Origin of the sequence: Pseudomonas lundensis (assembly GCF_015377145.2) — a bacterium.
Taxonomy (GTDB): Bacteria; Pseudomonadota; Gammaproteobacteria; order Pseudomonadales; family Pseudomonadaceae; genus Aquipseudomonas; species Aquipseudomonas lundensis.
The window spans coordinates 1-11,749 of record NZ_CP062157.2 but is presented as its reverse complement, the minus strand read 5'-3'; the positions used below and the strand labels follow the sequence as shown (position 1 = coordinate 11,749).

Below are 11,749 nucleotides of genomic sequence, written 5' to 3'. Positions count from 1 at the left end.
GGGGAAATTTTTCTAACGGTAAGGCTGAGAATTCAGCTCTTTATGGGCAGACAAGGGACACTGGTTGAGCCGCACAAAGGCTGGCCACGCACAGAGGCGCATAGCGCATATCCCGCGCTTGCCACAGCGCTATCGCACGCTCACGTATTGATTGGAAGTCAGCACGGTCAAAAATAACGTCTTCTACCTCAGGCCCTTGGCTTCCACACTTATGACAGAACACCGTGGCCTCCACTGCCAACCCATCCTCACCGTATGTGCATAGCTCGGGAGCCGCACCATCCGGGCAGCTCGTTACGATAGCGACAGGCGGGCCACCACAAAATGGGCACGGCTTCATTGCACCCAGCTTCACTGCGCCATTATCTGCCTCTAAGCCTACCCGCCATAGCTCTCCGGCCAAATGGGTTAAAGGCTTAACAAAGACTCGGCAATGCGCAGCAGGGGCATTCCAGCCACCCGCATACAGGTAGCCTTCAAGATCACCACCCGATGAAAGCCGCCCAGCCTGCTCATGTGTGAGCGCATCGGGCAACACCCCACGAACAGCCTCTGCATGCACAATAAAGCCAAGGGCACGACCTACCGCGTATAGATCCACCCCATGAAAACCAGCAAAAAGCGGGTGCATACTCATGATTTCCCCAGCAACGTCTCAATGATTTGTTTTGCTTCGGCCAATCGCCGTCGATAAGTTCGCAAGCTAATACCCAAGGCCAGCGCCTTCTCAAAATGCCCCATACCACGTGGGTCATAACCGTCGATTTTTCGACGTAAAGCCACCTGCCACCATGCGGCGTTACACTCAAGCCGAAGCACATCCGCGCGCATTTGATCGATAGCGGCCATTTTCATAACTGCCGATTCAATCAGAACCTCAAGGCTATCCACTGGCCCACCAGAAGCAGCCGTTGAACCACCAAAAAAGATCTCCCCTTTGTTATCTATCAACTTGGCCAGCATAGAGCGACCAGTGCTCTGTTGTGCCTCTGGTACAGACCAGCGCGCCCATAGCTCCAGAGCGCTGGCAACGTCACGCTTTGCCATACCTCTCCCCTTTAACCCTCAGCTTCAGGCGTCAACTTATAACCGTTGCGATAGCTCTGCTTGCACGACGGGAACTTGAGACCACTGGTGCAAAGACGCTGGCCAAAAATGAAGTCCGCGCGCACACAAGCTGAACAACCCATGTTGCGCAACTCTTGGGCTTCAACAATTTTGGCTGGATCGCCATATGCATACCGAGGCAGGGCATGACTGATAGACCTACTCACGAGACAAGCTCTTAAGTGTTGAGCGAACACATTGATTGGCGGCAAGGCGCGCCAGAACCAGTTCAGAAAGCGCCTCCAGCGGTGTACGCACATGGCGAAAGCCCTGCTCACCCTTAGTCACCATGACATCGCCCTGTTTGATACAAACATCATCCGATGGCTTGCTGTAGAGGTGCCAAATAACACCACCACGCGAACGGATTTCTGTTGCTTCTTCGTCGCTCAAACAATGAACCACTACCATCCCTTCAACAGGCGACGGTTTGTCAAAGCTCTCAGCCGGACCTTCAATATAAGTGCGCAAAACCTGAACTCGGCGTAACGCATAGTCAGCGCTTGGCGTGGCCTGGGCGTATGCAGCAAACTGACCTTTTCCAGAGCTAATAAGCCGATCAGCAATTTCAACTCGCTCGGCAGGACGACCACCAGACAGTGCAATTAACAGCAAAGAATTCCCCTTTGGCCCACCATCACTGGTAAGCCAGTTTTAATTTCTTTTTACGCACAGTCTTCAAATGTTCATTCAGGGCCGCTGGATGCGGTGCTTCTTTGGCCCCAATAGCCAGCTCTACGGCGGCTTCAATTTCTGCTACGGTCACATTTACGGCGCACCACCGACGAAATAGCTGCCGGGTGCATGCGTCATTTGCTAAGTACGGTGGGCAGTTCAAATCAGCAGCGAACCAGTCGACCCACTCCTTTTCTGATTCAAACAGCACACGCCCTGAGACACTGCTCAGAACCGCTGGAGCGCTGGCCATCAACGCCACCAACTCACCGCACAGCTCTACTTCAAATGCTCCTTCTGGTCGCGTTACGCGTAACGCTCTAGCGTCTTCGCAATAGGCTAGAAATTCGCGCGCACGAAGGTCATCGGCTTGAAGGGCTTCTAAAACATCAGCCCAAGGTATGCCTACTGGCGATTCATCGACGGCTGGCCTCATCGAGCTAATAAGCTCTAAAAGCTTGATGAGACGCGCATATCCAGCAAAGCCAAAACGCTGCTCTACTTTTCGGACGACGACCAAATCTGAAAGCCCGGACAGCCTAAGAAAACCTTGCATATCCTTCCTTCACAGCCTTCAAAAACGGCATGTAAATTCCATTGAAGTCGACAGTACCGCCCGACTTTTCATAGATGTTCATTGCGGCCTTGAAGGACGGCACTCGCTCATAGCGCAGCCAAGAGACGACCGTTCTCGGCTTTTCCTCCAATAGCTTGGCCGCGACGCTAATCGCATCGGTTTTGGCCAAGCTCTGTATCCACGGGGAAAGTTCCACACTAAAAGCCTTGAAAACACTAATAGTGTTCAGGTTGGCCGCAGGACTTAAACTTTGCAAGCATTTTTTGTAGCTATTTACACTTAGAGTGTATATTCAGTACCTAACGCACTGAAGAACGATCAAACTGTCGCAACTAGACGCTTGCAGGACTCAAGAAAACATGACGGACATCCGCCGCAAAATTGCCCAACGCCTTCGCACCTGTAGGAGCGTGGAGGGGTGGACAGTGGAAGAAACCGCACGGCGCCTTTCTTTGATTTCAAGCGAAAGCATTTCGCCCTCCCGGTACGGAAATTGGGAACAGCAAATCAGAATCCCCAAGCTCGAACAGTATTTTGAATTGGCGGCCTTGTTCAAAAAAAGCCCAGCTTATTTGGCTGGCTTCACCGATGACGATGGCACAGCGCCCGAAACAGCCCTGTATTGCGTACCTAAACCGTCCGCGATCCCGACAGAGGCAGGCGTGCTTGATGTAGGTGATGATGCTTTAGCTTTTCGGCTCACATTTCTAGAAGCATTGGATTTGGAGCGAGATAAGCTGCTGCCTTTCGCGGCAACCGATGACAGCATGAGACCTTTGATACATGAAGGTGATCGCGTTCTCATTGATCGCAAGTCCATAAATGCTGCAGCTAAAGACGATGTATTCGCCTTACTTATTAAAGGGAGAATATGGCTGCGCTGGATTCGCCAAGACCTTGATGGCGGCTTTATGATCCAGGCTGAAAACCGCGACGGCTATCCCGATCAGCACGTCACCGCCGAGAAATTAGCTACTTTGCAGATCCTTGGCCGCGTTAAAATAATCTCCCACATCCGCTAATTTACGCCCCTAAAAGGGGCGTTTAAACGCCCACAATAAACACTTTAAGTGTAAATAACACAAGTACAGGGTAGTATTCATGTCTGAAGGTAATTTGCTGAAGTTTGACCAAAACACCCCATCAGCCCTGACAGAAGGGAACCGCAGGGCCTTGGTTACTCAGATCAATCACAAAGCAGCTGTTACAGCAGGTGTCCAGGCACTCGCACAGAACGCGCTGAACTCAGGCGACATTGAAGGCGTTCTGGAAGACATTGCGGATATAACAGCCGTATTGACCGCCGAGCTAAGAAAGCTGGCCATTATTGTTGGCGAACTCAAAGCAGCCCATACCGCCTAACCCATCACCGCCCAAGGAAGGCCCCTCAATGCAGCTAATTCAAGACGTAATAGGCGAGGACGTTGTTGGTCTTACTGGCCAGAATCTAACCAAGGATGAATTACTTGTATTAGTCGGGCTGGCCAATGGCGATAGCCCGAATAAAATTGGGGCCAGCCTAAATGCAGATGCTCTGGCAATGCGTCATATCGAGGCCAGCATCAAAGCCAAGCTGGGAGCCAAAACGCAGCCCAATATGATTGCAAGAGGCTTCACCTTAGGCGTACTAATTCCACGCGCCTTGTGCCTACTTCTATCCGTGCTGTGCGCCACCGAACATACCGACGACAGCAACCGCAATCAAACCCGCCGTAACAGCCGCACCACGCCCGCCTCCCGCCTCGCGCGCAATACCACCAGCCGTTCCTCCAGCAGCCCCGACAACTACTTAGACGTCAGCTTGACCACGCCTTACGCACAGCCCGCCTATTCAATTTCCTGACCTAAAAAAAGGTAAAGTACAATTTTAAAAATACCTAAAAGACACCTTTTAGATACCCTTTTAATATCCTTATGTTCAAGACTCTACGATAAATGCCCGGATGCCCAAGCTACTGGTGAAACGCTCCAAAGTGTCCAAGCTCGCCCAGGTACGCACCGGCTCTCGTTGCGAACGTATCGCTAGCCAGCTGGATGCAGGACCACCCAAGCGCACATAAAAAGCCCAGCGTTCACCATGCCGGGCCACCTTACACTCGCGCACCGAGTTACCCGCAATCAACTCCAACAACTGCCCCTCATCAAAACCTTTACGTTTCATAAGAGGGCTTGCCCTGCGTAAGAAATTGCCACCTGCCCCACCTATTCAATGCCGCGAAGTAAACCGCCGTTACGGTAACGCCGCCAATCGATAATCACCATCGTAACGCGGCATTAGTACGACTAATCACATACTCCGGGCACAGAACATAAAGCGCACGACACCTAACTGAACTCATTGAAATTCATCCTCTTGCAATACGCGCGGGTCTGCGCTGCGCGCCAAGCGCGCGCACTCGCGGGCGAACTCGGCCGGAGTGTATTGATTAAGAACCTGTAGAAAGCGCTGCATCCTTGGCCTGAAAAATGCGGTGTCTAGTCCGTGTGCATTAAACGCACCGGCCGGACGCTCAACCTTGCCTAGTCGGTGAGCTACCTTTGCCTTGGCACGCCGGATACGCAGATACCAAGTTTCACCTGCAATAGCGCTATAGCCGTTTTTGATCCCGTTGCGCAGAGTGAAATTTGCGTAGTAGACAGCACTGTCTAGGGTTTCATCGCACACAGTCTCGTCGATCTCAGCCACTAGACGCGAAAGCCGCAGTTCGAAGCGCTCGACGTCGACTGCGGTAATTTTCTTGGCTGCCATTAAAGCCACTCCTCCAGATCCGCCCATTCATCGTCGCCCTCATCGTCGCCCTCATCGTCGGTGGCCAGCGCTGGCCACCCGGCCTCCTGCTCAGCTTCCTCCGGGCTAATATCGGCGCGCAACTGCTCCAAGCGCAGCGCGCGCATATCGGCGTCGTGCGCCGGGTCGTCATATTCCACATAAGCCATGGGCAACACTTCTTTTCTCAATGGGTTGTGACGCGTCACGCGCCTTGTTCTAACTGCGGTCGAACTGATCCATATCGGTCGTGATGCTCTGCCAGCGCAGCACCGTATAGCGTCCCAGGTTCAACTTGGTGTCAGTGGTGCGCTGGCCACAACCGACCTCGCGGGTCTCGATCCACAGATTGACCAGAGGACGACCGAGCCCACCCCGGAATATCCGTTGCAGGGAGGTACGGCGCGGAGTCATGCGTGCGCCTCACCTTCGGCCGGTGGCAGTTGCAACAGGTCGTAGTTGCAGGTGTAGTCCCAGTCGCCCCAAAACTTACCCGTACCGTCGCACCGCCCTTCATCCAGCTCGGTTTCAGCGGGCCGATCTTCGCGGCCTACCTCGCCACAAACGTGAGTCATTTCCCCGGCGACCACTTGTTCCACCATTTCATCCCAGCCGTCATCTAAATAGCTCTGGATCACCGAGTCAGCGCCTTTGTTACGATCCTCGGCCGAACGGTAGTAGGTAAATTCGCTGTTGTTGGGGCAGTAGACAAAAAATCGGAACTCAGCGGTCGGGGTGTCGCGGAACTCAAGACGGCTCATGCGGGATTTCCTCTTTAAGGTGTAGGGGTAAGTACGCGTAAAATCGTTTTACCTAAAAGTGATGGATCACTTTAGCAAAAAGTGATTTGCGCTGACACAAAAAAAGACCCCCGGCAGATTCGTATCTGACGGGGGTCATTTCACATAAGCAGCGTTATTCGTAATGCGGCTTACCAGTCCTGTCGCACGGTCGCTGCAGGCAATTCACGTTTCCAACCCATAGTGTACAAAGGCCAAGGGTGGCCTTCCTCGGTCGTGCCCGGAGTCATGCCAAGCAGCTCCCAGCCTACCGCGATCAGCGCGTTGACCAACCGGCTGTCATGGGTGTGCTTGATTTCTTTGACGCCTTCAAATGCCATGCCGTGTTACTCCTTGTAGGTGATGGCACAGTGTAATCAGTTGGCGGCAGGAAATGGGGGGCTTTGCTTTCAATTCGGGCGGGCAACGGAAAATTACGCCGCCTCCAGGACTAACGACAACCGACGACCCAACAGGCCCAAGGCGCGCTCCACCTGCTCGATTTTCGAGCTGTGCAAGAAGTCCACCAACCTATCCACCACTTGCCGCGTACAGCCCATGCGGCGTGCCAGCTCGGCACGACTGACACCCTCGTCCAACATGGCATTCCACAGCATGATCTTGGCCACCGTCAGCGCCGGTAGATGAAGTACCATCGCCGGGTCGCGCGCGGCAGAGGCAGCAGGAATCTTGCGGCGCTGCTCAACGTACAACGACAACGCCGACTCAAAACCATCTAGGGCCTCGGCAAACGCTTCACCCAACGTGTCGCCCGAGGCGTTCATTTCGGGAATGTCCGGGCACGACAACCAAACGCCGGTTGGCTCGGTGTGCAGTTCCAGCGGGTATTGATACATGGTGCCTCACCTCTTAAGGGTACAGCCAAGCCTCAATCCTTGAGGCCCAACTGTTTGATGATGGTTTTGCGTAACCCTTCGTGCATTTCCTTGCTGCCGTGATCCGCAAATATGGTCGATTTGCCATTCAAGTAAACCTTGAAGTGGCTGCCCTTGGCCGGTTTGAACTCCGCGCCTTGGGCCAGCAACCACCGCCGAAACTCGCTGCACTTCATTGCTGTAAGTCCTATGCCGTTTCGGTAGAGCCATTATGCAACACTTATATTGCACTAGCAACACATATGTTGCATTTATTGCTCGCCAGCCTGTGGCCGGTAGTCAGTCGGCAGACCGGCACGGCGCAGACGCTCAGTCAGCGTCCGGTTGGCTGCAAACGCCTTGTTGCGCTCAGCCTCTAACAACGTCTGTTCCTGCTCAAGATACTCAACGCGCCGGGCCAGTTCTGCGCACTCATCGGCCGGGGATAGTTTGCGGATCTGGCGTTCCATGTATTCCGGGGCGCTGGTCGCACGATAGTCTGCCAGCGGGGATACGTTCCAACGCCAAGGCTTTGTATTCTTTGTATTCGACGTTACTTGGTCACTCAAACCTGCGGCCCTCAGGCGGGCCTGAAGCACCTCAACGGCATTGGCCAGCTCCGCATGCTGGTTGTTACGCAAGCGCAGCAAGCCCAGCGCCGTGGCGCATCGGGCAAAGTCTGTGGGCAACCTCTCCCAAACTGTCTGCAGCGGCCCGTCAGTGACCTCAAGCGCGGCAAAGTCTTCGCCTTGGGCGCTAGCCAGCGCGGCGGCCGAGATATTCGCCTCGGCGGTCATCTGATGCAGCACCTCTTTCAGACGGCGGGTTTCGTCCTGCGCCCGCTCCAATTGGCCGCGCAGGAACGCAGTCGGGCGGTAAGTGCTGCGATTTGGCTCAGCCAAATAACGGCCGTTGTCACCTTCCGGCCAAAGCTTTTTCAGCAGGGCATCAAACCCAGGCTTTTTCGAGGTAGCCCAATCCTTTGGCCGATGATCGAGGTCTTCGTGGGCGAGCAGACCAAGACTCAACACACAACGCTCAGTACTAGTCAGGCGAATTGACTGTATACCCTCGGCCGCCTTCTGCTCGCGCTGACGCTGCCGAAACAGGCGTTGCCGCTCGGCATTGGACATTACCGGCTTGGTGCTCAGGTCTTTCGGCGCATCACCAAACATGGCCAACTGGCCATCGGGCTGTACACCAGCCAAGGCATCCGCCAGCCACGGGTACAACTTGAGATTTTTAGGAGCGACGTGTTGCTGGCCGATTAACTCAGCTCCGCCCTCGCCCGCTAAAAACTCCAACACCTCTGCGCGCACCGCCTGATCAACGGTGCGGCCAAAGTGGTTCGTAGGGCGCATGTACTGATGTCGGTAGCCGGTGCGACTGACAAATGGTTTGTCGAAGTCCACGACGTGCAGCTCGGCTCCACAATGGTTAGACAGGGGATCAGGGCAAATCTTGACCACAATACGCATGCCCTCGACGTCCAGGAGGAACTCGCCCGCCTGCCCCCATTCCGGCACTTGGCCAGCTACAGCAGCAAACTTCGTCTTCAGAACCTCTTGAATGTGAGCCGAGCCAAAGTGTGTACCGCCATTTAGCTTGACCACGCAGGCGCGGTACACAACATCTGCATCATCCAGCGCCTGCACGTCACCTACCAACATCGCGCGATGGTAAAGATGACGCACGCCCGCCGCTGTTCGCTCCAACTCAGCCGGGTCGGCAGGCAAGGCAGCCACAGCAGCGATGAACTCAGGACGCTCTTCCAAGGGAACATATTGCACGGGTTTCTTGCGGGCCATTTCGTACATCCTTGCAATTCACTAGATGCTCGAAATATAACACCACAAAGATACTATTGGAATACCTTAAGGATATCCCTTTAGTATCTTTTCAGTATCTTTATCTCGCACTCTGTACCGCATTAGACCCCGTCATCGAGTAGTCTGCGCAAGGCCAGCTTTAAAAATGCAGGGCGCGACAGCCCAACCTTGCCACGGGCAGCATCCAACTCGGCCATCAATTCCGGCTCAAACCCTACCGAGAACATCTGACGCTTCCCGCGCACATTCTTTTTCATGCTGCTATCCGGCGCAGTTGCTGCCGCCTTTAGCGCCGCCTGTTCCGAGGCAGGATCGGCGGCAGCTGCCTTTGGAGCGCGCTTTATTACTGACATAAGATACTTTCCAGATATTCTAAGTGGGTGTTTTGGATATCGTTTAGATATCCTAAAGATATTTTAATTAAACAGCGCTGCCAGCAACGCGTCAATTTCTTTGACCGCTTTAAAGTCTTTGGTCTTCATTTCCCGAACCGACAGCCCGGTGGTCGAGGCGGTCGCAATAGCCTTGCGCTTGACGATATTCAAATCCAGTAATTGCAACTCGGGAAAGCTCTCGATGGATCTGCGGGTATCCAGATTATCGCTGGAGAATTTATTGGCCTCAGCCATGTTGAGATAGGCATAGATCGGCAACGGGTTATCGCCGCGTGACGCCTGAATTTCATTGATCAGCGGCACCAGCTCATCTTCCAGCGCGTCCAATTCAAAGTTACCCGGAGCAATTGGCACCAACATAACGTCAGCAATCATCATTGCGTGACGCAACGCTGAACTATCACGGCCACCAGCGTCGATGATGATGTCGTCGTATTTACCCGCTTGGCGTAAGACTTGAGTACGCAGTTGCTCACCATCCGGATAGGCCACAAGAGTCACGCTAGGCGTCAGACCGGCCTCGTCTCGCCGGGCAATGGCCTTTGACGACGACGACTGCCGATCAGCATTGACCAGCAGCACATCTTTACCCTGGATGGCTCGCCCCACCGCAACCTGCACCGCGTTGGTCGACTTACCGATCCCGCCCTTGGTGTTACCAATCAATATGATAGACATGCCATACCTTCAAGAGATACCAAACAGATACTAAAAGGATATCCATTAAATACCTTATGTCAATCTTAAAAGTACCCTTTCTGCATATTGATACGACAGCAGGGTGACGGGCACATCAGCCATCAAGTCGAGCGCCTGCCACGCGCACAACCGCACGGCCGAGCCTCACGCTTTCGCGTAGGGCGCCACAAGGGCGCCACAGCCACGCGGCAGCTACACCTGCGTATTGCTCTGACTAACTCATCTAATACGCGCTATCGCATTCGGACGGCCGTAGGCCGCCTAAAGAACGAGATGGCCACCCCCCTTACTGATTACTTGCGCGCTTGCGCGCTGACGTGGCCAACGGCAGGCGCGTGAAGGAGCGAAGGGGCGTAGCGAAGGGCTGGAGGTTTTGTGCGGTGTGTGTACGGCCCACAGCGACTGGAAGGCGCCTTACTGACGGAACGGCGGCAGTTTGAACGCGGCTTGTAAAAAAAAGCTCTCGGCTTGCCGAGGCATTCTAGGGCTACCGAAGGGAGCCCATGGTTTCTCTAGTTGTATACAGGGAAAGACCGACAGGGACTTATTACACGCTTAGGGGGACTTAATATTGAAGGGGTGCGACTTAAATTTTATCTCGACGCTGTGCCAGGACGGAATTGAAGGTGCCCGCAAGGGTAGACAGGGGAGATGGGCGCGCTAGCAGTCGATTTGAGCCAGCTTTAGCATCTAGGCGGGGGATACTGCGCGGGGATAGGTAAAAACCGCCTGCAGGCGCCCATAGCAAGGCGCCCGAGACATTCGGGGGATAGGAAGTGAGGGTTGTGGCGGTGGCGGTTAGCCGCCGAGTTTTCGTCGAACGAAGTCGTCGTAATTCAAGTAACCGTGCAGGGCCTGCAGCTTCAGCTGCTCTATGCCGCGCGGCGGACGGCCTAGGGCTGCGGTGATGCTGGCCAGCACCTTGGCCTCATGCTCTGCATGCTCTTGACGCAGCGCCGCTTCAACAGATTCACGGGCACCACTGATAACTGGCTGAAGGTTTTTGCCCTTCCCCTCGCCAAACAGAACACGTTTGACGTTGGCTGATTGAATGCCCTTGATCAGGACTTTGCGCTGCTCGACGTTCTCCACGCCAGCCTCGACAGCCCTCAACAGGAAGGCTCCAACACGCTGCGAGGCTTTCTTGCAGGCTTTTTCAACGCGCGACAGCGGCCAGCCTGCGATCACAGCCAAGAATTTTTTACTAAACTTCTTGATGGCAGTAAGCGCGCGCTTCCCGGCATCCTTTTCTTCGTACTGTTCAAAAACCTTGATGGCCCCGGCCTGCTTGAGGTCGCGCACTGTGCGCCAGAAGCGCGAGGTAGGAACTTCCTTAAACTGCCCTATGATGACTTTTCCTTCGTCGTCACGCGCTTTGACCTGACAAGTCATCGCGCAACGTCGGGCAATTTCTAAGAATGAAATGCTTACAAAGGCCCCGGAGTTCGTATAGTGCCCAACACGAAGCGATTTAAGATCTAGGTAGGTAAAAATCACAGAGAGTACAAGCGCATGCCCCTCGCGAGCTTCGCTGCGATTCTGCCGTGGCGTGCCATCTTGATTGATTTTCTTCGATAAGTGCGCCAACGGCCTCAAGGAATCAGCGTTGTGGAAGTAGTCTTGGATTCGCTTGATTCCTACCTCAATCAGTCGCGGCCACTTCCCACCTGCAGGCTGATGCAAGTCTAGGCGGTTTACTGCCAACATCTCCGGGTCGTGCCCACAACGGTTTCCAGTACCGAGGTTTTCCCCTGAGTACTTATAAGGCATCTGCCCCCACATGATGGAAGGCCGACCTGTGCAGGTCGTTACATCGGTCATCGACTCTATCCCCTGAGCAATAAACTTGCTTAGAAGAAGACCCGCGGATAAACTCTGACCTTGCTGCGGTCGCGTAGAGTTTTTTTCTCGCCGATCTCCAAAAAGCCTGGGGCGCCAACCCCGGGCTTTTTTCTTTTCTAAACCTTCGTAATCTCTTTTTCTTACTTCCGGCCTTGTGGCCTGTCGCAGGAATATAACACGCCGCCCGCCCCAACAACACTAAAA

Annotated in this window: 19 protein-coding genes; 3 read left to right on the top strand and 16 right to left on the bottom strand. The window is 54.2% G+C overall.

From position 1 onward, the window contains the following. Positions 1-40 precede the first annotated feature (40 nt). From IF654_RS23205 to IF654_RS00075, 5 genes are all read right to left on the bottom strand, one after another. Positions 41-340 carry a Lar family restriction alleviation protein gene (locus IF654_RS23205; RefSeq protein WP_418889543.1) on the bottom strand — a complete coding sequence of 100 codons (300 nt, stop codon included), beginning with the start codon at positions 338-340 and terminating at the stop codon, positions 41-43. Positions 341-633: 293 nt separating this feature from the next. Continuing rightward, on the bottom strand, positions 634-1,047 hold the full coding sequence (locus tag IF654_RS00090; protein ID WP_095008551.1) for a hypothetical protein: 414 nt from the start codon (positions 1,045-1,047) through the stop codon (positions 634-636). A gap of 219 nt (positions 1,048-1,266) precedes the next feature. Further along, positions 1,267-1,722 carry a hypothetical protein gene (locus IF654_RS00085; RefSeq protein ID WP_143518347.1) on the bottom strand — a complete coding sequence of 152 codons (456 nt, stop codon included), beginning with the start codon at positions 1,720-1,722 and terminating at the stop codon, positions 1,267-1,269. Positions 1,723-1,744: 22 nt separating this feature from the next. Continuing rightward, entirely contained in the window at positions 1,745-2,338 is a 594-nt protein-coding gene (locus tag IF654_RS00080) for a hypothetical protein (RefSeq protein ID WP_095008553.1), read from the bottom strand. Continuing rightward, on the bottom strand, positions 2,322-2,528 hold the full coding sequence (locus IF654_RS00075) for a hypothetical protein (RefSeq protein ID WP_143518348.1): 207 nt from the start codon (positions 2,526-2,528) through the stop codon (positions 2,322-2,324). The genes IF654_RS00080 and IF654_RS00075 overlap by 17 nt, the downstream gene beginning before the upstream one ends. Before the next feature lie 190 nt (positions 2,529-2,718). Here IF654_RS00075 and IF654_RS00070 point away from each other — a divergent pair, with 190 nt between their 5' ends. The 3 genes from IF654_RS00070 to IF654_RS00060 all read left to right on the top strand — a co-directional run bounded on the left by IF654_RS00070 (position 2,719) and on the right by IF654_RS00060 (position 4,202). Further along, positions 2,719-3,381, top strand: a complete 663-nt coding sequence (locus IF654_RS00070; protein ID WP_095008555.1) for an XRE family transcriptional regulator — start codon at positions 2,719-2,721, stop codon at positions 3,379-3,381. Positions 3,382-3,460: 79 nt separating this feature from the next. After that, the gene (locus IF654_RS00065) at positions 3,461-3,721 is read left to right on the top strand and encodes a hypothetical protein (protein ID WP_095008556.1); all 261 of its coding nucleotides are present in this window, start codon (positions 3,461-3,463) and stop codon (positions 3,719-3,721) included. Between the two features lie 28 nt (positions 3,722-3,749). Beyond that, positions 3,750-4,202 carry a hypothetical protein gene (locus tag IF654_RS00060; protein ID WP_095008557.1) on the top strand — a complete coding sequence of 151 codons (453 nt, stop codon included), beginning with the start codon at positions 3,750-3,752 and terminating at the stop codon, positions 4,200-4,202. 492 nt (positions 4,203-4,694) lie between these two features. Here the strand turns inward: IF654_RS00060 and IF654_RS00055 are convergent, their stop codons facing one another. The 11 genes from IF654_RS00055 to IF654_RS00005 all read right to left on the bottom strand — a co-directional run bounded on the left by IF654_RS00055 (position 4,695) and on the right by IF654_RS00005 (position 11,473). Then, a complete protein-coding gene (locus IF654_RS00055) occupies positions 4,695-5,108 on the bottom strand; it encodes a hypothetical protein (protein WP_095008559.1) in 414 nt (137 codons plus the stop codon). Next, on the bottom strand, positions 5,108-5,296 hold the full coding sequence (locus tag IF654_RS00050; protein ID WP_095008560.1) for a hypothetical protein: 189 nt from the start codon (positions 5,294-5,296) through the stop codon (positions 5,108-5,110). The genes IF654_RS00055 and IF654_RS00050 overlap by 1 nt, the downstream gene beginning before the upstream one ends. Positions 5,297-5,345: 49 nt before the next feature. Continuing rightward, positions 5,346-5,540 (bottom strand): hypothetical protein, encoded by a 195-nt coding sequence (locus IF654_RS00045; protein ID WP_095008561.1) that lies wholly within the window; start codon positions 5,538-5,540, stop codon positions 5,346-5,348. Beyond that, a complete protein-coding gene (locus IF654_RS00040; protein ID WP_095008562.1) occupies positions 5,537-5,887 on the bottom strand; it encodes a hypothetical protein in 351 nt (116 codons plus the stop codon). Before IF654_RS00040 ends, IF654_RS00045 begins: the two co-directional genes overlap by 4 nt. A 170-nt stretch (positions 5,888-6,057) precedes the next feature. Beyond that, a complete protein-coding gene (locus tag IF654_RS00035) occupies positions 6,058-6,246 on the bottom strand; it encodes a hypothetical protein (protein WP_095008563.1) in 189 nt (62 codons plus the stop codon). A gap of 93 nt (positions 6,247-6,339) precedes the next feature. After that, the gene (locus IF654_RS00030) at positions 6,340-6,762 is read right to left on the bottom strand and encodes a type II toxin-antitoxin system HicB family antitoxin (RefSeq protein ID WP_095008564.1); all 423 of its coding nucleotides are present in this window, start codon (positions 6,760-6,762) and stop codon (positions 6,340-6,342) included. 32 nt (positions 6,763-6,794) lie between these two features. Then, the gene (locus IF654_RS00025) at positions 6,795-6,977 is read right to left on the bottom strand and encodes a type II toxin-antitoxin system HicA family toxin (protein ID WP_095008565.1); all 183 of its coding nucleotides are present in this window, start codon (positions 6,975-6,977) and stop codon (positions 6,795-6,797) included. Positions 6,978-7,052: 75 nt separating this feature from the next. Then, on the bottom strand, positions 7,053-8,588 hold the full coding sequence (locus IF654_RS00020; protein ID WP_095008607.1) for a hypothetical protein: 1,536 nt from the start codon (positions 8,586-8,588) through the stop codon (positions 7,053-7,055). Positions 8,589-8,710: 122 nt separating this feature from the next. Beyond that, positions 8,711-8,866, bottom strand: a complete 156-nt coding sequence (locus tag IF654_RS22820; protein WP_230683692.1) for a hypothetical protein — start codon at positions 8,864-8,866, stop codon at positions 8,711-8,713. A gap of 159 nt (positions 8,867-9,025) precedes the next feature. Then, complete coding sequence (locus IF654_RS00010; RefSeq protein WP_095008609.1) at positions 9,026-9,682, bottom strand: AAA family ATPase; 657 nt, start codon at positions 9,680-9,682, stop codon at positions 9,026-9,028. 819 nt (positions 9,683-10,501) lie between these two features. Further along, a complete protein-coding gene (locus tag IF654_RS00005) occupies positions 10,502-11,473 on the bottom strand; it encodes a hypothetical protein (protein WP_143518354.1) in 972 nt (323 codons plus the stop codon). Between the last annotated feature and the right edge of the window lie 276 nt (positions 11,474-11,749).